Annotated in this window: 23 protein-coding genes; 5 read left to right on the forward strand and 18 right to left on the reverse strand. The window is 66.2% G+C overall.

Annotated features, from left to right (window positions below):
* Positions 1-174 precede the first annotated feature (174 nt).
* The 3 genes from AC0Z6F_RS20580 to rlmE all read right to left on the reverse strand — a co-directional run bounded on the left by AC0Z6F_RS20580 (position 175) and on the right by rlmE (position 3101).
* Positions 175-360, reverse strand: coding sequence for a hypothetical protein (locus AC0Z6F_RS20580; RefSeq protein ID WP_485618336.1), 186 nt, complete (start codon positions 358-360; stop codon positions 175-177).
* A 104-nt stretch (positions 361-464) separates the two neighbouring features.
* Positions 465-2399, reverse strand: a complete 1935-nt coding sequence (ftsH, locus tag AC0Z6F_RS20585) for an ATP-dependent zinc metalloprotease FtsH (protein WP_004152871.1) — start codon at positions 2397-2399, stop codon at positions 465-467.
* Positions 2400-2468: 69 nt separating this feature from the next.
* Positions 2469-3101 (reverse strand): 23S rRNA (uridine(2552)-2'-O)-methyltransferase RlmE, encoded by a 633-nt coding sequence (rlmE, locus tag AC0Z6F_RS20590; protein ID WP_004152870.1) that lies wholly within the window; start codon positions 3099-3101, stop codon positions 2469-2471.
* Between the two features lie 65 nt (positions 3102-3166).
* On the opposite strand from rlmE, the gene yhbY reads away from it, so the two are divergent.
* Positions 3167-3472, forward strand: a complete 306-nt coding sequence (gene yhbY / locus AC0Z6F_RS20595) for a ribosome assembly RNA-binding protein YhbY (RefSeq protein ID WP_004152868.1) — start codon at positions 3167-3169, stop codon at positions 3470-3472.
* A 13-nt stretch (positions 3473-3485) separates the two neighbouring features.
* Entirely contained in the window at positions 3486-3860 is a 375-nt protein-coding gene (locus AC0Z6F_RS20600; RefSeq protein WP_012510659.1) for an Mth938-like domain-containing protein, read from the forward strand.
* 27 nt (positions 3861-3887) lie between these two features.
* Here the strand turns inward: AC0Z6F_RS20600 and AC0Z6F_RS20605 are convergent, their stop codons facing one another.
* The 5 genes from AC0Z6F_RS20605 to surE form a co-directional block, all read right to left on the reverse strand.
* Positions 3888-4376: a hypothetical protein gene (locus AC0Z6F_RS20605; RefSeq protein ID WP_012510658.1), complete on the reverse strand. Its 489-nt coding sequence runs from the start codon at positions 4374-4376 to the stop codon at positions 3888-3890.
* A gap of 178 nt (positions 4377-4554) precedes the next feature.
* A complete protein-coding gene (locus AC0Z6F_RS20610; RefSeq protein WP_004152861.1) occupies positions 4555-5340 on the reverse strand; it encodes a peptidoglycan DD-metalloendopeptidase family protein in 786 nt (261 codons plus the stop codon).
* A complete protein-coding gene (locus AC0Z6F_RS20615) occupies positions 5337-5951 on the reverse strand; it encodes a YqaA family protein (protein ID WP_004152860.1) in 615 nt (204 codons plus the stop codon). The genes AC0Z6F_RS20610 and AC0Z6F_RS20615 overlap by 4 nt, the downstream gene beginning before the upstream one ends.
* Before the next feature lie 18 nt (positions 5952-5969).
* Complete coding sequence (locus AC0Z6F_RS20620) at positions 5970-6647, reverse strand: protein-L-isoaspartate(D-aspartate) O-methyltransferase (protein WP_012510656.1); 678 nt, start codon at positions 6645-6647, stop codon at positions 5970-5972.
* The gene (gene surE / locus AC0Z6F_RS20625; RefSeq protein ID WP_012510655.1) at positions 6644-7423 is read right to left on the reverse strand and encodes a 5'/3'-nucleotidase SurE; all 780 of its coding nucleotides are present in this window, start codon (positions 7421-7423) and stop codon (positions 6644-6646) included. The genes AC0Z6F_RS20620 and surE overlap by 4 nt, the downstream gene beginning before the upstream one ends.
* Before the next feature lie 209 nt (positions 7424-7632).
* On the opposite strand from surE, the gene AC0Z6F_RS20630 reads away from it, so the two are divergent.
* Positions 7633-8172 carry a Smr/MutS family protein gene (locus AC0Z6F_RS20630; RefSeq protein ID WP_012510654.1) on the forward strand — a complete coding sequence of 180 codons (540 nt, stop codon included), beginning with the start codon at positions 7633-7635 and terminating at the stop codon, positions 8170-8172.
* Between the two features lie 69 nt (positions 8173-8241).
* Here the strand turns inward: AC0Z6F_RS20630 and truD are convergent, their stop codons facing one another.
* The 10 genes from truD to AC0Z6F_RS20680 all read right to left on the reverse strand — a co-directional run bounded on the left by truD (position 8242) and on the right by AC0Z6F_RS20680 (position 16133).
* Positions 8242-9273: a tRNA pseudouridine(13) synthase TruD gene (truD, locus tag AC0Z6F_RS20635; RefSeq protein ID WP_004152849.1), complete on the reverse strand. Its 1032-nt coding sequence runs from the start codon at positions 9271-9273 to the stop codon at positions 8242-8244.
* Positions 9270-9767, reverse strand: a complete 498-nt coding sequence (ispF, locus tag AC0Z6F_RS20640; protein ID WP_004152848.1) for a 2-C-methyl-D-erythritol 2,4-cyclodiphosphate synthase — start codon at positions 9765-9767, stop codon at positions 9270-9272. Before ispF ends, truD begins: the two co-directional genes overlap by 4 nt.
* Before the next feature lie 34 nt (positions 9768-9801).
* On the reverse strand, positions 9802-10500 hold the full coding sequence (gene ispD / locus AC0Z6F_RS20645) for a 2-C-methyl-D-erythritol 4-phosphate cytidylyltransferase (protein ID WP_004152847.1): 699 nt from the start codon (positions 10498-10500) through the stop codon (positions 9802-9804).
* Positions 10497-10850, reverse strand: coding sequence for a cell division protein FtsB (ftsB, locus tag AC0Z6F_RS20650; protein WP_004152846.1), 354 nt, complete (start codon positions 10848-10850; stop codon positions 10497-10499). The genes ispD and ftsB overlap by 4 nt, the downstream gene beginning before the upstream one ends.
* 4 nt (positions 10851-10854) lie before the next feature.
* Positions 10855-12147, reverse strand: a complete 1293-nt coding sequence (gene eno, locus AC0Z6F_RS20655) for a phosphopyruvate hydratase (RefSeq protein WP_004152845.1) — start codon at positions 12145-12147, stop codon at positions 10855-10857.
* A gap of 97 nt (positions 12148-12244) precedes the next feature.
* Positions 12245-12574 (reverse strand): hypothetical protein, encoded by a 330-nt coding sequence (locus AC0Z6F_RS20660; RefSeq protein ID WP_012510653.1) that lies wholly within the window; start codon positions 12572-12574, stop codon positions 12245-12247.
* Positions 12574-12918, reverse strand: a complete 345-nt coding sequence (locus AC0Z6F_RS20665; protein ID WP_004152843.1) for a hypothetical protein — start codon at positions 12916-12918, stop codon at positions 12574-12576. Before AC0Z6F_RS20665 ends, AC0Z6F_RS20660 begins: the two co-directional genes overlap by 1 nt.
* A complete protein-coding gene (kdsA, locus tag AC0Z6F_RS20670; RefSeq protein WP_012510652.1) occupies positions 12915-13745 on the reverse strand; it encodes a 3-deoxy-8-phosphooctulonate synthase in 831 nt (276 codons plus the stop codon). The genes AC0Z6F_RS20665 and kdsA overlap by 4 nt, the downstream gene beginning before the upstream one ends.
* A gap of 89 nt (positions 13746-13834) precedes the next feature.
* On the reverse strand, positions 13835-15499 hold the full coding sequence (gene pyrG, locus AC0Z6F_RS20675) for a CTP synthase (RefSeq protein WP_004152841.1): 1665 nt from the start codon (positions 15497-15499) through the stop codon (positions 13835-13837).
* 400 nt (positions 15500-15899) lie between these two features.
* Positions 15900-16133, reverse strand: coding sequence for a hypothetical protein (locus AC0Z6F_RS20680; protein ID WP_032969519.1), 234 nt, complete (start codon positions 16131-16133; stop codon positions 15900-15902).
* 172 nt (positions 16134-16305) lie between these two features.
* Between AC0Z6F_RS20680 and parE the strand changes: the two genes are divergently transcribed.
* A complete protein-coding gene (parE, locus tag AC0Z6F_RS20685) occupies positions 16306-18195 on the forward strand; it encodes a DNA topoisomerase IV subunit B (protein ID WP_012510650.1) in 1890 nt (629 codons plus the stop codon).
* Positions 18196-18429: 234 nt separating this feature from the next.
* Positions 18430-19008, forward strand: coding sequence for a GNAT family N-acetyltransferase (locus AC0Z6F_RS20690; RefSeq protein ID WP_012510649.1), 579 nt, complete (start codon positions 18430-18432; stop codon positions 19006-19008).
* Positions 19009-19030: the final 22 nt, after the last annotated feature.

The following is a 19030-nucleotide window of genomic DNA, read 5'->3' on the forward strand; positions in this document are numbered from 1 at the left end:
CGGTGTGGGTTGGCAGGACCGTTGGCGCCATGGATGGCGCCATCGAGCCCCCAGGGACGGGTTTACGGCGTGTCCTGCCAACCCACACCGCCCCACCATCCCCAGAAACCTGATGCTGCTGTTGCTGTTGCTCCGGCTCGTAGCAGGTGCAGGGCGCAGCCCTGCCGATACCCCTCAACGACGGCGGCGCTTGCGGTCCACGTACAGGGTCTTGGCAATGCTCAGCACGATGCCGACACCGATACCCACCACACAGCCCAGCAACAGGTTGTCGGCACCCAGGCCTACACCCACGCCGACCATGGTGGCGATGACCATTTCGACAGTGTGGGAAATCGGTTCGGGCTTCGGGGTGGACATGCGGGCTCCAGCGTCAGATCGGGTCTTCGGGATGGGCCAGTGGGGCCCGGAAACGACGAAGCCGGGTTGCCCCGGCCTCGTCTGGTGTTACCTGCAGCGGGCCGTCAGTGCGATTCGGCCGGGCCTGCGATCGGCGGCAGCGGACGGGCGTCGCCGCCCTTGTCGTTGCCGCCGTCCTTGTTCGACTTGTTCCAGCCGGCCGGCGGCGGCGGATCGCGGCCTTCCATGATGGCGTCGATCTGCGGCGCGTCGATGGTCTCGTACTGCAGCAGCAGCTGGGACATCGCGTGCAGCTTGTCCAGGTTGGCCGTCATCAGCTCGGTGGTGCGTGCGTAAGCCTCGTCGAGGATGTTGCGCACTTCCTCGTCAATGCGGCGCGCGGTGTCGTTGGACACGCTCTTGTGCTGGGTGACCGAACGGCCCAGGAACACCTCGTCGTCCTCCTCGCCATAGGCGATCGGGCCGAGCTGGTCGGACAGGCCCCACTTGGTGACCATGTTGCGAGCCATCTTGGTGGCGCGCTCGATGTCGTTGGAGGCGCCGGTGGTGACCTTGTCGGCACCGAAGATCAGCTCCTCGGCCACGCGGCCACCGTACAGCGAGCACAGCTGAGACTTGATCGCCACGCGGTTCATCGAGTACTTGTCGCCTTCCGGCAGGTACATGGTCACACCCAGCGCACGGCCGCGCGGGATGATGGTGACCTTGTAGACCGGGTCATGCTCGGGCACCAGGCGGCCGACGATGGCATGACCGGCTTCGTGGTAGGCGGTGAGGGTCTTCTCTTCTTCGCTCATGGCCATCGAGCGGCGCTCGGCACCCATCAGGATCTTGTCGCGGGCACGGTCGAAGTGGTCCATGCGGACTTCCTTCTCGTTGCCACGCGCGGCGAACAGGGCGGCCTCGTTGCAGAGGTTGGCCAGGTCGGCGCCGGAGAAGCCCGGGGTACCACGCGCGATCACCATCGGCTCGACATCGTCGGCCAGCGGCAGCTTGCGCATGTGCACCTTCAGGATGTGCTCGCGGCCCTTCACGTCCGGCAGGCCGACCACCACCTGGCGGTCGAAACGGCCGGGACGCAGCAGCGCCGGGTCCAGCACGTCCGGACGGTTGGTCGCGGCGATCACGATCACGCCTTCGCCGCCTTCGAAACCGTCCATCTCGACCAGCAGCTGGTTCAGGGTCTGCTCGCGCTCGTCATGACCGCCGCCAAGGCCGGCGCCACGGTGACGGCCGACAGCGTCGATTTCGTCGATGAAGATGATGCACGGCGCGTGCTTCTTGGCCTGCTCGAACATGTCGCGCACGCGGCTGGCGCCGACGCCGACGAACATTTCCACGAAGTCCGAACCGGAGATCGAGAAGAACGGCACCTTGGCTTCGCCGGCGATGGCCTTGGCCAGCAGCGTCTTGCCGGTACCCGGCGGGCCCACCATCAGCACGCCGCGCGGAATCTTGCCGCCCAGCTTGGTGAACTTGGACGGGTCGCGCAGGAAGTCGACCAGCTCGCCCACTTCTTCCTTGGCCTCGTCGCAGCCAGCGACGTCGGCGAAGGTGACCTTGATCTGGTCCTCGCCCTGCAGCTTGGCGCGCGACTTGCCGAAGGACATCGCGCCCTTGGCGCCGCCGCCACCGCCCTGCATCTGGCGCATGATGAACAGCCAGAAGCCGATGATCAGGATGACCGGCAGGAAATTCATCAGGATCGCGCCGAGGGAGATGCCACTGGACGGCTCTTCCTGCACGATTTCCACGTTCTTGGTACGCAGCACGTTGATCAGGTCACGATCGAACGGTGCGGTGATGGTGGCCGACTGGCCGCCGCGGGTGGTGTAGGTGAGCTGGCTGGTGCCGCCGCGCATGTCGCCGCCGAAGGCGACCTTCTGCACGTTGCCGCTGTCCACCTGGTCCAGGAACTGCGAATACGACGCGCCCTGCGCCCCGGCCCCGGAGGTCTTGGGCGAGAAGCTCTGGAAGACCACCATCAGCACGACGGCGACGACCACCCATAGCAGGAGGTTCTTGGTCAAGTCGTTCATCCTCATTGGCTCCGGTGTTCCTCTCAGTGCTGGCGTTGCGTTGGGGTCGAACTTGCGTACGTTGCGAGCTTACTTCATGTGGGCGCGTTTTCCCTGACCCAAGGCATACACCTCGGGGGAGCGCTTGCGCGACGCTTCCGGCTTGCGGATGGAGACCTTGTCGTACCGGCGGCGCATGTCACGCACGTAGTCGTCAAAGCCTTCACCCTGGAACAGCTTGATCAGGAACGCCCCACCGGTCTTCAGGTGGTTGTCGGCAAAATCCAGGGCCAGCTCCGCCAGGTGCATCATCCGCGGCTGGTCGACCGCGCCTACACCACTCTTATTGGGGGCCATGTCCGACAGCACAAGGTCTACCGGCTGATCCCCGAGCATGGCTTCAAACTGCGATAGAACGGTTTCTTCCCTGAAGTCACCATGAAGGAACTCCACGCCGGCCAGCGGCGGCATGTCCAGGATGTCCAATGCCAGGACGCGGCCGGTGTCGCCGATCTGTCTCCGAACCTGCTGAGACCAGCCGCCCGGGGCTGCGCCGAGGTCGACCACCACCATGTGCGGCTTCAGCAACCGGTCACGTTCCAGCAGCTCTTCGAGCTTGTAGGCGGCGCGTGAGCGCATGCCTTCGGCCTGGGCCTTCTTCACGAAGGGGTCGGAGAAGTGTTCCTTGAGCCAGCGCTGGCTGCTTTTGCTGCGGGTAGCCATTGAAAATAGGGGCTGATGGGGTCCTCATGATACCCTGATCGCCCCATTCAACCGTGTTTTCCTGCATGTCCATCGCCCTGACCGCTTCCCAGACCCGTTTCCTGCGCGGCCAAGCCCACGACCTGAAGGCCCTGCTGCAGACCGGCGGCAAGGGCGTGACCCCGGCCTTCATCGCTGAGCTGAACGAAGTGCTGGAGCGCCACGAGCTGGTCAAGGTGAAGGTCGCTGCCGAAGACCGCGACGCCCGTGACGTGATGATCGGCGAGATCGTCGAAGCCACCGAGAGCGCGTTGGTGCAGCGCATCGGCCACGTCGCCGTGCTGTACCGCCCGAGCAAGGAACAGCGCCAGATCGTGCTGCCGCGCGGCTGATCGCCTTACTGCCATGCAGCTGAACCACGAACCGCCCGATTACGCCTACAGCCTGCGTGCCGCCGATGGCCGCTCGGCCAAGGTGAATGACCAGGTGCTGGGCAGCAGTTTCTTCCTGACCCCGGACCAGCTGGTCACGCAATGGCCGGTAGTGAGCGCCACCGCGCTGCAGCTGGCTGACCTTGAGCCGATCCTGGCGCTGAATCCGGCGCTGATCGTGTTGGGCACCGGCGACCGCCAGGTGTTCCCGCCGGCGGTGGTGATGGCTGCGTGCCTGAGCCGTGGCATCGGTCTGGAAGTGATGAACAACCCGGCCGCCGCGCGCACCTTCAACATCCTGGCCGGCGAAGGCCGCAAGGTCGCGGCCGCCTTCATTCTGGAAGGCTGATTTCGAGCCGCCGGGTGCACCCCGGCGCTAGCTGCCAGAAGCGGTGCATCGGAAGGCGGAGAACTGCTTCAGCCGCCCGATCAGGTTACCGCCCTGGCCCCAGCGGATGTCCATGACCTTCCAGTCCTGGCCCTGCCTTTGCAGCAGGACCCGGTCGGTCCAGCGATAGTCGCCCACGGCCATGTCGACCTGGACCCACGTCGCGCTGCCAATCGGCCCTGGCCTTCCCACCCTCACCGTCTCCGGTCGATCTGGGGCCATCAGGTAGGGACTCTGGTCGAGCATATGCGGCTTCTCGTCGTGCGCGGCCAGCACGGTGCAAGCCCTCTCGTATGCGCGTTGCGCATTGATGGCCGCGCTCAGGGCATCGCCGAGCAACGGTCTGATGACCTCTTCACTCGAAGCAGGGGCCTGGACTGTGGCGTAGAGGCGGGTGACCACGTCACGCGGATCACTGGCTGCGGCAGCCAGCGGCGCGACGATGAGCAGCAGCAGAGTGGAGGCAAGACGACTCATACGCGGCAACGGGCTCGGTTGGGATACGCAGAAGCATGCCGCGTCCCCGGCTCGCCGGGAAGGTTGAAACGCGACACCCAGCGCCCGAGCCCATGCTCGGGCGGCGCCGCATGGCGACGACAGGCAGCCGAGCCTAGGCTCGGCTCTACAGTGAATGCGGCAACTCGTAGCGCGCTGATCAGCGCGCCGGCAGGTACTGCTGCGGGTCGACCGGCTTGCCGTTGTAGCGGATCTCGAAGTGGACCATGTCGCGGTTCGCGCCGGTACGGCCCATCTCCGCGATCTGCTCACCGGCCTTCACGCTCTGGCCTTCATTCACCAGTCGCTTGCGGTTATGACCGTAGGCCGACAACCACTGATCGCTGTGCTTGATGATGATCAGCTCGCCGTAGCCGACCAGGCCGGCACCGGAATACACCACCACGCCATTGGCAGTGGCCTTGACCGCCTGGCCGCTGGTGCCCGCGATATCCACGCCCTGCTTGGTCGCATCACCCGCCACATAGCGGCCCACGACGGCGCCATCGGCCGGCCAGCGCCATGCGATGTTGCTCTTCACCGGACCGGCCGGCGCCGTGGTCGGTGCAGTACTGCCTGCGGTGCTGCCGCCGGAACGTGGCGGGGTCACCACCGTGGTCGGTGCGCGGCCACCGCTGGCACCCGCCGGATACAGCCGGATCACCTGCCCCGGATGGATCGACGAGGGGTTGTCCAGGCTGTTCCAGGCAATCAGGTCGGCCGGGGTGATGTCGTGGATGCGGGCCAGCGCATAGATGGTGTCACCCTTGCGCACGACCACGGTCTGCCCCGGCTTGGGCACCGAGGTCTTCGGCGTGCTCACGCCGCCACCGGTGCTGCCACCACCAGGACGAACCACGGTAGCGGTGCCGCAGGCGGCCAGGGTGGAAACCAGCAACGCCAGCGCGCCGATGCGCACTCCCTTGCTCAGACGATCAGGATTCATGCGAACTTCGACCTCCATACAAGCCAGGCGATCAGCACCACCACCAACGCGGTGGCGATCCAGCCCAGCGGTTCAATCCAGCGGCGCAGCGCCGCTTCGGCACGCGCACCACCGATACGGATGACCGCGGCCAGCACAAACACGCGCTTGCCACGACCGATCAGCATGCTCAACAGGTACTGCGGCATCGGTACGCCGACGATACCCGATGCCCACGTGAAGACCTTCATCGGGATGGGCATGAAGCCGCCCAGCACCAGGAAGGTGAACACCGCCCACGGCGACTCGGCCATCTTGGCCTGCACGGTGGTGATGCCCTGCTCGATCGCCGGCAGCATGCCCAGTGCTTCGAACAGTGGCTTGATCGCCTCGAAGGCGAAATGACCCAGCGCATAGCCGACCACCGCACCGACCATTGAACCGGCCAGGCTGAGAGTCGCGAACCACCAGCCGCGCTTGGGCTGGGCCACGCACATCGGCGCCAGCATCACTTCCGGCATCACCGGAAAAATGATCGCCTCGAAGAAACTCAATACCGTCAGATAGGTCGGCGCGCGTTCGTGCGCCGCCCACTTCATCGCCCGCTCGTACAGCGGCCCGAAAATCTTCATGCAACCCTGCTCCGTGGATTAGTCCAGCATGCCAGACAGCAGCGGTACGAAGGTGACCGGCGCCAGCACGTGTTGTTCGATGCTGCCGTCGGCCCTGCGGTCCAGCTGCACCAGCGACTGCGCACTGGGGCCGCCGACCGGGGCCACCAGGCGGCCGCCTTCAGCGAGCTGCTCGATCAGTACATCGACCAGCGCCGGCGCCGCTGCAGTGACCACGATGGCATCGAACGGACCGTGCTCGGCCCAACCGACGCGGCCGTCATCATGCTTGGTACGGATGTTCATGCCCAGCGCACGAAAGCGCTTGCGCGCCTGGCGCAGCAGGTCGCCGATGCGCTCGACGGTGTAGACCTCCAGGCCCAGTGCACCGAGCACGGCGGCCTGGTAGCCCGAACCGGTACCCACTTCCAGCACCCGCTTGGGTGCCACCTGCAGCACGGCCTCGGTCATCCGCGCCACCACCCAGGGTTGCGAAATGGTCTGGCCATGGCCGATCGGCAGTGCGGTGTCTTCGTAGGCGCGTGACGCCAGCGCCTCATCGATGAACAGATGGCGCGGCACCACCCGGATCGCATTCAAGGTTGATTCGTCGACGATGCCTGCTTCACGCAGGCGGTCGACCAGACGGTCGCGCACACGTTGCGAGGTCATGCCGATACCGACGGCTTCCGGTTGCAGGCGCAGGCGCGGGCTCATGCCGGCTGGTCCAGCGCAGCACTGAGGCCGCCGACCCAGCTGGCCACCTTCTCCAGCGCCTGGTAGCGGGTCAGGTCAACCTGGATCGGCGTGATCGAGATGTGGCCGGTGCGCACCGCATGGAAATCGGTGCCGGGGCCGGAGTCCTGCTCGCGGCCAGCCGGACCGATCCAGTACACCTCATTGCCGCGCGGGTCTTTCTGCGCGATGCAGCCTTCGGCGCGATGGCGGTTGCCGAGGCGGGTGACCTCGAAGCCCTTGACCTCGTTCCACGGCAGATCCGGCACGTTGACGTTGAGGATGGTGTCGGCGGGCAGCGGGTCGGCCTTGAGCCGGGCAACGATCTCGACTGCGGCACGCGCGGCGGTCTCGAAGTGCTTCGGATCGTGATTGCGGCTGACCAGTGAGACCGCTACTGCCGGCAGGCCGAGGAAGCGGCCTTCCATCGCTGCAGAGACGGTTCCGGAATAGATCACGTCGTCGCCGAGGTTGGCGGCGTTATTGATGCCGGACACGACAATGTCGGGTTCGAATTCAAGCAGGCCAGTCAGCGCCAGATGCACGCAATCGGTCGGCGTGCCGGCTACCGAGACGGTGTAGTGGTCGATGCGCTTGAGGCGGATCGGCAGGTCCAGGGTCAGCGAGTTGCTGGCGCCGGAACGGTCGCGGTCGGGTGCGACCACCGTCACTTCGTGACCGGCTTCGCGCAGGACCGAGGCAAGCATCCGGATGCCTGCGGCGTCGACACCATCGTCATTGCTGACCAGGATTCGCATCTTCGATTTAACCGCTTGATTTTCCAAGAATTCGATTCCATCACCGTGCAGTGTGGGCGGGACCGTCGCGCTTCCCTGCGGAAGCGGTCGACCCTGCAAGGGCATCGTCTATTGTGCCGCATGCGAGCCGCCGGTCCTACCCTGCCGGCGGTCACGGCCGACATCGAATCGTCATAGGCAGGCTCGCGCCGGCGGTTTACCCTGTGCGCATGTCGCACCCTGAAGACGAAGATCCGGCCGCATTGTTCCGTGCGGCCATCGGCGAAGTGACGCCGCTGCGCAAGGAAGTCGAGCCGGCGCCCGCCGCGCCGCGGCCGAAACCGCGCGCGCGCATGGCAGAGCGCGACGAGGCGGAAGCCGCCGGCGAGTTCGCCCGGCTGCTGCGCGACAGTACACCACTGGAAGCCGGCGACGTGGCCAGCTATCGACGCGACAACCTGCCACCGCGGGTGTTCCAGCGCCTCAAGCGTGGCCAGTACTCGGTGCAGGACGAGCTGGACCTGCATGGCGCCACTGCGTCGCAGGCAGAGGCGTTGCTGCGCCAGTTCCTGCTGGAAGCGCATGCGCACGAATACGGCTGCGTGCGCATCATCCATGGCAAGGGCCTGCAATCCGATGGCGGCGCCCCGGTATTGAAAAACCTGGTCGATCGCCTGCTGCGGCTGCGCAACGACGTGCTGGCATTCCATTCGGCGCCGACCGGACAAGGCGGCACCGGCGCAGTGCTGGTGCTGCTGGCGCGTAGATGAAAAAGGGGACGGAGGGAATTAAGTCGTTTGTGGCACAAACGACTTAATTCCCTCCGTCCCCTTTTTCTGTCAGGCCTGCGAGGCGTCTTCGACGGGGCCGAGTTCGTGCAGCACGGCGGTGGCGTAGCAGCCCGGCGGCAGCGCGAACGATAGTTCCAGCACGTCGTCGGCCAGCCACTGGTGCTGCAGCAACGCTGGACGCAGGCGCAGTGCGCGGCGCTCCTGCTTCAGGCGCGCGTCTTCCAGACCTGCACGCAGCGCCCTGGATTCGTCGTCATCCAGCGCCGCCAGCTCCAGCGCGTGTGCCGCTTCGGTGCTGCGCAGTTCACCTTCGCCCCACAGCGGTGCGCTGGGGTGGATGTCGAAGCGCGCCAGGCGCTCGGCCAGTACGTCGGTATACGGCTCGGGGCCGAACACGCTGCGGCTGCCATCGAGCATCCACACTTCGCCATCCAGCGGCTGGTCCCAGTTGCCCTGCTCCACGCGCGCGGCCAGCACGCGGTTGAACAGCGCCGAGCGGGCCGCCGACAGCAGCAGTGAACGCTGGTCCTTGCGCATGCGACGGCCACCGAACATCGCCAGCGCCGCCGGCACGTTGCCACCGTCGCGGCCAAAACGCTGCTCGCCGAACCAGTTCGGCAGGCCCCGCTCTGCGATCTGCTGCAGGCGCTCGCTGATCGCCGCGGCATCACCCTGCACGTCGCGCAGCACCAGCTTGAAGCGGTTGCCGGCCAGCGCGCCACGCTGCAGCTTGCGGTTGTGCCAGGTGGATTCGATCACTTCGATTTCATCACTGGCCAGCGTGGCCAGGTCAGGTGCCACGCGCTTGGGCAGGTGCACGCTGAAGCGCTGGGTGGTGACCGCGTGCCGATCCTTCATGCCGGCATAGCTCACCGCCATTTCCGGTAGGCCGGCCCATGTGGCCAGCAACTTGGCCACGTGCACGGTGTTGGCTCCACGCTTGCGGATATGCAGCAGCAGGTGCTCGCCTTCGCCGGTGGCCTCGAAGGCCGGCAGTTCGTCAACCTGGAAATCTTCCGGCGTGGTGCGGATGCGTGCGCTCAGCAGCGGCGCGCCGAACGCGAGCGGCAGCGGAATCATGCCGCCACCAGCAGCACTACCGCCTGCGCGGCGATGCCTTCGCCACGGCCGGTGAAGCCCAGCTTCTCCGAGGTGGTGGCCTTGACGCTGACCGCGTCGAGCGGCAGCTGCAGCAGCTCGCCGATGCGTTCGCGCATGGCCAACGCGTGCGGGCCGACCTTCGGCCGCTCGCAGATCACGGTGATGTCGGTGTTGCCGACGCGCCAGCCGCGCCCGCGCAGCAGGCTGTCGCAGTGGCGCACGAAATCGCTGCTGTCGGCGCCCTTCCAGCGATCGTCGCTGGGCGGGAAATGCTGGCCGATGTCACCCAGCGCGATCGCACCCAGCATGGCATCGCACAGCGCATGCAGGATCACGTCGCCATCGCTGTGTGCGAGCACGCCGCAGCTGTGCGGCACGTTCACTCCGCCGAGCATGATGTGGTCGCCTTCACCGAAGGCATGGACGTCGTAGCCCTGGCCGATGCGGACGGGCGGGAACGGTGCGGTGCTCATGGATACAGCCCTTGCAGCAGGGCCGCGCGGGCGATCAGCCGGCACGGCGGGAAAGTACGAATTCAAACCGGTCCAGATCGGCCGGGGTGGTGACCTTGAAGTTGTCCTCGCTGCCTTCGACCAGCAGCGGGCGCTGGCCCTGGCGCTCCATGGCCATGGCCTCGTCGGTGACTTCCACACCGGCGGTGGCGGCTTCGGACAGCGCGCGGCTGAGCTGATGGCGGCGGAACAGTTGCGGCGTCAATGCGCGCCACAGGCGCTCGCGCGGCTCGGTACCATCGATGCCACCATCGTCGCCAGCGCGCTTGAGGGTGTCACGCACCGGTGCGGCGAGAATCGCGCCGACCGGGTCGGCACGACCAACTTCGAGCAGGCGGCCGAGATCGGCCGGCGACAGGTTCGGGCGCGCCGCGTCGTGGACCAGCACGAATTCATCGGCGCGCACCGTCTCCGGCAGCGCCTGCAACCCGGCCAGCACCGAGGCCGCACGGGTAGCGCCACCGATACAGGTCAGCACCGGCTTGCCGGCCCATTCGCTCCAGCCCGGCCAGTCGGCATCGTCCGGGCCGATCACCACCATCGCTCCGGCCACCGCCGGATGTGCCAGCAGTGCGTCCAGGGTATGGGCGAGCAGGATCTGCCCACCCGCCTGCAGGTACTGCTTGGGCATCGGCGCACCGAAACGGGCGCCACGACCGGCGGCCGGAACCACCACCCAGATCGCCGCGCTCATGGCACGTCCGCCGGGTGTTCGCCCACCTGCGCGCTGACCCCAGCCGCAGGCTGCACCGGATGCACCGGTGCATCCTCGACCACGCGGTAGAACTTCTCGCCAGGCTTGATCATGCCCAGCTCGCTGCGTGCGCGCTCTTCGATGGCGGACTGGCCTTCCTTGAGGTCCTTCACTTCGGCAGCCAGCGCATCATTGCGCTGCTGCAGGCCCTCATTGTCGCGCTCCTGGTTGGTGACCTGGGCTTCGAGCATCATCACTTCACCCGAATTGCCCGGACCAAACCAGAAGCGATACTGCAGCCAGCCCAGCAACAGGGCCAGCACCAGCAGCATCCAGCGCCAGTCGCGCATCGGATCAGCGCTTCAGCGAAACGAACGCGTCACGACCGGCGTAACGCGCGCCGGCGCCGAGAGCTTCCTCGATGCGCAGCAGCTGGTTGTACTTGGCCACGCGATCGCTGCGGCACAGCGAGCCGGTCTTGATCTGGGTGGCGGTGGTGGCCACCGAGATATCGGCAATGGTGGTGTCTTCGGTTTCGCCCGAGCGGTGCGAGACGACGGCGGCATAACCGGCGCGGTCGGCCATCGCGATGGCTTCCAGGGTCTCGCTGAGCGTGCCGATCTGGTTGACCTTGATCAGGATCGCGTTGGCGGTGCCCGAGTCGATGCCTTCCTGGAAGATCTTCGGGTTGGTCACGAACAGATCGTCACCCACCAGCTGCACCTTCTTGCCGATGCGGTCGGTCAGCAGCTTCCAGCCGGCCCAGTCGTTCTCGGCCAGGCCGTCTTCGATGGTGATGATCGGGTACTGCGCGGCCCAGTCGGCGAGGAAGTCGACGAACTGCTCGGAGGTCAGGCGCTTGTTCTCGCCGACCAGGTTGTACTTGCCGTTCTCGAAGAATTCGCTGGAGGCCACGTCCAGGCCCAGCAGCACATCTTCACCGGCGGTGTAGCCGGCCTTGCCGATCGCTTCGAGGATGGTGTCCAGCGCCTCGACGTTGCTGCGGAAGTCCGGCGCGAAGCCGCCTTCGTCGCCAACCGCCGTGCTCAGGCCGTGGCCCTTCAGCACCGACTTCAGCGAGTGGAAGATCTCGGTACCGGCACGCAGCGCTTCGGAGAACGAGGTGAAGCCGACCGGCAGCACCATGAACTCCTGGAAGTCGACGTTGTTGTCGGCATGTGCGCCGCCGTTGATGATGTTCATCATCGGCACCGGCAGCGACGGGGTCACGCCGGTCTTGGCGGCCAGGTACTGCCACAGCGCCTGCTTGCTCGATGCAGCGGCGGCATGCGCGGCGGCCATCGAAACACCCAGCAGCGCGTTGGCGCCGAGGCGGCCCTTGTTCTCGGTGCCGTCGAGGTCGATCAGGCGACGGTCGAGGCCTTCCTGGTCGGAGGCTTCAACGCCCTTCAGCGCGTTGGCGATGGTGGTGTTGACGTTGTCGACCGCCTTGCGCACGCCCTTGCCCAGGTAACGGGTCTTGTCGCCGTCGCGCAGCTCCACCGCTTCCTTGGTGCCGGTGGAGGCACCAGAGGGAACTGCGGCGCGACCGAACGAACCGTCCTCCAGGGTGACTTCGGCTTCCAGCGTGGGGTTGCCACGGCTGTCGAGGATTTCACGGGCATGGATGCTGCGGATCGTACTCATGGTCGGGCCGGTTACCTGTATGGAGAGGGGGCGACAAAAACGAATGCCGCGTGATTATCCCCGGCTACCCGCCGCTTGCCAAATGGCCTGATCGGCGTCAGCCCCAGCTGGACCCGATCACGATCAGCACCAGCGACACCAGCATCACCAGCAGGGCACCGGCAATCGCCGCCCAGATGGGTCCTCGCTGCCGCCGCCAGGCCAGCACCATCGCCACCAGACTGCCCAGAAAGGACAGTACCAGCGTGACCAGCGCGCCCAGCACCCACCACTGCATCGCCTGCACGCCGTTGTCGCCGTCCCCCGGGGGACGGAAGCTGGCCGCAAAGGCCACTACGGCGGTAAACAGGCTGCTCCAGGCAAGCACCGACAATCCCAGGGCAACCAGACCCCAGGGCCAGCTTCGTGGCGGCGTCGTCGTATTCATCAGAGCAGGTCGTGCAGCAGGACGCCGAGCCACAGCGAGAGCAGGACCATCGCCAGTGCCGCAGCCGCCCTGCCCCGGTTCAGTCGCCAGCCCAGCACCGACGCAACGATGCCGGCGCAAACAGTGAACAGTTCGGCCACGGCGAGGGTGATGACATAGGGCTTCAGGTTGACGCCCGCGCCGTCACCGGGCGGGCGCATCGCCGCGCCCACCAGCATGAAGATGAAGAACGCACCCGACAGCGACAGCAATGCCAAGCCAAGTGCGATCAGGCCCCAGGGCCACTGCTTCCAGTGCCGGCGACGACGCTGGGTTGCCAGCGCCGCCCACGGGTCACGACTCACGCGAAGCGCGAGAAGCCGTGCTTCTTGGTCACCGCATCGAGCTCCATCAGGGTCTCGAGCAGGGCTTCCATCTGGTCCAGCGGCCATGCATTGGGGCCATCGGACAGCGCCTTGGACGGGTCCGGATGGGTTTCGGCGAACAGGCCGGAGATGCCCACCGCCACGGCGGCACGCGCCAGCACCGGCACATGCTCACGCTGGCCACCGGAACTGGTGCCCTGCCCGCCCGGCAGCTGCACGGAGTGGGTGGCGTCGAACACCACCGGGCAACCGGTATCGCGCATCACCGCCAGCGAACGCATGTCGCTGACCAGGTTGTTGTAGCCGAAGCTGGCACCGCGCTCGCAGACCATGATCTGCTCGTTGCCGGTGGCCTTGGCCTTTTCCACGACCGGCTTCATGTCCCACGGCGCCAGGAACTGGCCCTTCTTGATGTTGACCGGCTTGCCGGCCGAGCACACCTTGCGGATGAAGTCGGTCTGGCGGACCAGGAACGCCGGGGTCTGCAGCACGTCCACCACCGAGGCCACTTCATCCATCGGGGTGTATTCGTGGACGTCGGTCAGCACCGGCACGCCGATCTGCTTCTTGACCTCGGCCAGGACCTTCAGGCCCTCTTCCATGCCCGGGCCGCGGAACGCGGTGCCCGAGGTGCGGTTGGCCTTGTCGAAGCTGGACTTGAAGATGAAGTTGACACCGAGCCTGTCGGTGACTTCCTTCAACTTGCCGGCGGTATCGAGCTGCAGCTGCATCGACTCGATCACGCAGGGGCCGGCGATCAGGAACAGGGGCTGATCCAGCCCGACCTCGAATCCACACAGTTTCATGGCATTTCCTTGGTTGTCCACGGCATCGGCCGGGCCGATGCACTGGGGTTGAAGCGAGCAAGATGGGGGCTCACGGCCCCCATCACAAGTCAGGCGCGGACTTCCTGCAGCAGCTTGCCGCCGGCCTTGCGCTCGCGCGCGGCACGGATGAAGCCGATGAACAGCGGGTGGCCATCACGCGGCGTGGACAGGAATTCCGGGTGCGCCTGGCAGGCCAGGAACCAGGGGTGCGCATCGCGCGGCAGCTCGACCACTTCCACCAGGGTGTCGTCCATCGACTTGCCGGCGATCACCAGGCCCGCATCTTCCAGCTGGGTACGGTAGCGGTTGTTGAACTCGTAGCGATGACGATGGCGCTCGGCCACCACATCCTTGCCATACAGCTCACGCGCCAGCGTGCCCGGCTTCAGGCGCTGTTCCTGCAGGCCCAGGCGCATGGTGCCGCCCAGGTCGCTCTTGTCGTCACGCTTCTCGACGTCGCCGGTGGCGGTGCGCCATTCGGTGATCAGGCCGATCACCGGGTTCGGCGACTGGCGGTCGTTTTCGGTGCTGTTGGCGCCTTCCAGGCCAACCACGTTGCGGGCGTAATCAACGACCGCCGCCTGCATGCCGTAGCAGATGCCGAAGTACGGCACCTGCTGCTCGCGGGCGAACTTCGAGGTCAGCACCTTGCCTTCGAAACCACGGTCGCCGAAACCACCCGGCACCAGGATGCCATCGACATCGGCCAGCGCGGCCATGTCGGTGCCTTCCAGATCCTGCGCTTCCAGCCACTTCAGGTTGACCTTGGTGCGCTGGCGCAGGCCGCCGTGCTTGAGTGCCTCGCCGACCGACTTGTAGGCGTCCTGGTGGTCGACGTACTTGCCGACCACGGCGATGGTCACTTCATCCAGCGGGTGCAGGGTCGCGTCGACCGCGTCTTCCCACATCGACAGGTCGACCGGACCGACCTTGTCGGCCAGCTTCAGCTGGTTGACGACGATCTCGTCCAGGCCCTGCGCATGCAGGCCCGACGGAATGCGGTACAGCACGTCCACGTCCGGCACGCTGATCACCGCGCGCTCGGAAACGTTGGTGAACTGGGCGATCTTGCGGCGCTCCGAATCCGGCACGGCCTGCTCGGAGCGGCACAGCAGCACGTCCGGCTGGATGCCGATCGAGCGCAGCTCCTTCACCGAGTGCTGGGTCGGCTTGGTCTTCAGCTCACCGGCGGCGCCGATGTACGGCACCAGGGTGAGGTGCATGAACAGCGCCTTCTCCGGACCGCGCTCGGTGCGCACCTGGCGGATCGCTTCCAGGAACGGCAGCGATTCAATGTCGCCGACGGTGCCGCCGATCTCGACCAGGGCAACGTCGTAGCCTTCGGTGGCTTCATCGATGCAGCGACGGATCTCGTCGGTGATGTGCGGGATGACCTGCACGGTCGCACCCAGATAGTCGCCGCGGCGTTCCTTGCGGATCACGTTCTCGTAGATGCGACCGGTGGTAACCGAGTTCTTGCGGCTCAGGCGGGTGCGCACGAAGCGCTCGTAGTGGCCCAGGTCGAGGTCGGTCTCGGCGCCATCGTCGGTGACATAGACCTCACCGTGCTGGAACGGGCTCATGGTGCCCGGGTCGACGTTGATGTACGGGTCGAGCTTCATCATCGTGACCTTGAGGCCACGGGCTTCGAGAATGGCGGCCAGCGACGCGGCGGCAATGCCTTTGCCGAGCGAGGACACCACGCCGCCGGTTACGAAAATCAAGGGAGTCATGGCTGCAAGCATCCTGTCTGGAAATGGAAAACGGCAGCACCACGCGCACCCGGAGGGCGGGCATGGTGCTCAGAGGGGGTTTTCCGGTTCGCTGGGACAGCGAGGGAGGTGCTGATCCGTGCGGCGGCAGGCGCCGGACGGGGACCACCGTGCGAGGTCGGGGCGGCCGTGCCGGTCAAATCGACCGTCACCTGCGACCCGCCATGCTGGAAGCCACGCTTGGCCGCTCCAGCCCATTCGCAAATGGTGGACACGCACTTACTCCCGGAAAGCCATAGTTTACAGATTGATGGCCGCCAACCCAAGGGGCTTGTGCGTCCCATCCAACAAAAAACGCCCCGCTGGGCGGGGCGTTCTGGAGCGCAACCCTTGTCGCAAGGGCGCCTGGCAGGTTGTGCGATCAGCGCTTCTTCCGCGCTTCTTCCTCTTCTTCCTGCTGCGGGACCGGCTGGCCCTTGGCCTTCATCTCGGCATTGGCCTGGGCGCGGCGCTTGGCCTTGGCGTCGGCCTCGGACTGCGCCTTGTCGGCCTGGTCGCCCTGCTGCGGGGCCGGCTGGCCGGCGTTCTGCGCCAGCACCAGCGGCACTGCAACGGCAGCGGCGGCCAGGATCGCAATGGTCAGCAACTTCTTCATGGAGTCCTCCTCGCGGTATGGCTTGGACATATCGGTCCAACTAGGGGCGCCGGCGTTCAGATTCCAGCGGCTGCCATTTTACCCCCTTGCGCGCTCCGAGGCTGAACCGCAGGCGTGCAAAATCACGGGCCAGACCGCACACTTGCGCGTCGCTCCAAGCTTTCGAAGACAGATGAACGCCCGCTATAACGCCGCCGATATTGAAGTCCTGTCCGGCCTTGACCCGGTCAAGCGCCGCCCCGGCATGTATACCGACACCGCGCGCCCGAACCACCTGGCGCAGGAAGTGATCGACAACTCGGTGGACGAGGCCCTCGCCGGCCACGCCCGTTCGATCGAGATCACCCTGTTCAAGGACGGCAGCGTAGAGGTCAGCGATGACGGCCGCGGCATGCCGGTGGACATCCATCCGGAAGAGAAGATCCCGGGCGTCGAGCTGATCCTCACCCGCCTGCATGCCGGCGGCAAGTTCAACAACAACAACTACACCTTCTCCGGCGGCCTGCATGGCGTCGGCGTCAGCGTGGTCAACGCGCTGTCCACCCTGGTCGAAATCCACATCAAGCGCGAAGGTGCCGAGCACCGCATCACCTTCCGCAACGGCGACCGCGCCTCGCCGCTGGAAGTGGTTGGCAGCGTTGGCAAGAAGAACACCGGCACCCGCCTGCGCTTCTGGCCCGACCCCAAGTATTTCGACACGCCCAAGTTCGCGGTGCGTGCGCTCAAGCACCTGCTGCGTGCCAAGGCCGTGCTGTGCCCGGGCCTGACCGTCAAGCTGACCGACGAAGCCACGGGCGACGTCGACACCTGGTACTACGAAGACGGCCTGCGCGATTACCTGAAGCTGGAGCTCGGCGATCGTGAGTCGCTGCCGGCCGATCTGTTCGTCGGCAACCTGAAGAAGGATACCGAGATCGTCGACTGGGCCGTGGCGTGGCTGCCGGAAGGCGAGCTGGTGCAGGAAAGCTACGTCAACCTGATCCCGACCGCGCAGCACGGCACCCATGCCAACGGCCTGCGCACCGGCCTGACCGAAGCGCTGCGCGAGTTCTGCGACTTCCGCAACCTGCTCCCGCGCGGCGTCAAGCTGGCCCCGGAAGACGTCTGGGACCGCGTGTCGTTCGTGCTGTCGCTGAAGATGACCGACCCGCAGTTCAGTGGCCAGACCAAGGAACGCCTGTCCTCGCGCCAAGCTGCCGGCTTCGTCGAAGGCGCCGCGCACGATGCGTTCAGCCTGCTGTTGAACCAGAACGTGGAACTGGGCGAGAAGATCGCGCAGATCGCCATCGAGCGCGCCAGCGCGCGCCTGAAGACCGAAAAGCTGGTCGTCCGCAAGAAGGTCACCCAGGGCCCTGCCCTGCCAGGCAAGCTGGCCGACTGCATCAGCCAGGATCTTTCCCGTACCGAGCTGTTCCTGGTGGAGGGTGACTCCGCAGGTGGCAGCGCCAAGCAGGCCCGCGACAAGGATTTCCAGGCGATCCTGCCGTTGCGCGGCAAGATCCTGAACACCTGGGAAGTGTCCTCCAACAGCGTGCTGGCCTCGGAAGAAGTGCACAACCTGGCCGTCGCCATCGGTTGCGACCCGGGCAAGGATGACATCAGCGGCCTGCGCTACGGCAAGGTGATCATCCTGGCCGACGCCGACTCGGACGGCCTGCATATCGCCACCCTGCTGACCGCATTGTTCCTGAAGCACTTCCCGGCGCTGGTCGATGCCGGCCACGTGTTCGTGGCAATGCCGCCGCTGTTCCGCATCGACGTGGGCAAGCAGGTGTTCTACGCCCTGGACGAGGAAGAAAAGCGCTCGATGCTGGACAAGATCGAACGCGAAAAGATCAAGGGCGCGGTCAACGTGACCCGCTTCAAGGGCCTGGGCGAAATGAACCCGCCGCAGCTGCGTGAGTCCACCATCCACCCGGATACCCGCCGGCTGGTGCAGCTGACCGTGGACGATCGCGAGCAGACCAGTTCCTTGATGGACATGCTGCTGGCCAAGAAGCGGGCGTCTGACCGCAAGGGCTGGCTGGAGACCAAGGGCGACCTCGCTTCGCTGGAAGCCTGATCCCTGACCGGGGTCGGATCCGTTTCCCAGCGGGAAAGGGCTCTGACCCCATCGCCCGGTAGTGCCGGCCGCTGGCCGGCACCCTCGACATCAGCGTGATTCAGGCAGATCTGCCGGCCAGCGGCCGGCACTACCGGTTCATGTGCCCTTGGCATTACACCCCCATTGGCATTACACCCCCATCGGCAAACCCTGCGGGTCCATAATGCGCGCCTACCCGCGCGGACCACCGCATTGCCCAGCCACTCGCTGCTGTTCCCCGGCCTGCCGCTGCACAGCGCGCGCCTGGTCCTGAGCCCGATCCGCCGTGATGACGCGGCTGCGTTGTTCACGCTGCAATCCAATCCGGCGGTGATGCGCTGGTGGAACCATCCGGCGTGGAAACGACCGGCCGACGCCCGCGAACAGATCGACGACGACCTCGCCGCGCACGCCATCGGCACCCAGCTCAAGCTGGCCGTGCGCGAGTCGCTGGAGGGGCCGCTGCTGGGCATCTGCGTGGTGTTTGCCGTCGACCGTGACGCTGCCCGTGCCGAGATCGGCTACCTGCTGGCACCTGACCTGCAGGGCCAGGGTTACATGCACGAAGCGTTGCAGCAGGTGCTGGCCTACCTGTTCCGCACCTTGCGCCTGCATCGCGTGGAAGCCGAGATCGATCCGCGCAACGCGGCCTCCGCGCACGTGCTTGAACGCCTCGGCTTCCATCGTGAGGGCCTGCTGCGCCAGCGCTGGCGCATCCAGGGTGAACTGGCCGACTCGGCGGTGTACGGTCTGCTGGCCGACGACGAAGCCGCCGCTGCCCTGCCCGCTTGACCCAATCTGGCTGCAACGGGCG

This window comes from Stenotrophomonas sp. 1L-E-5-B-C3 (assembly GCF_057292075.1).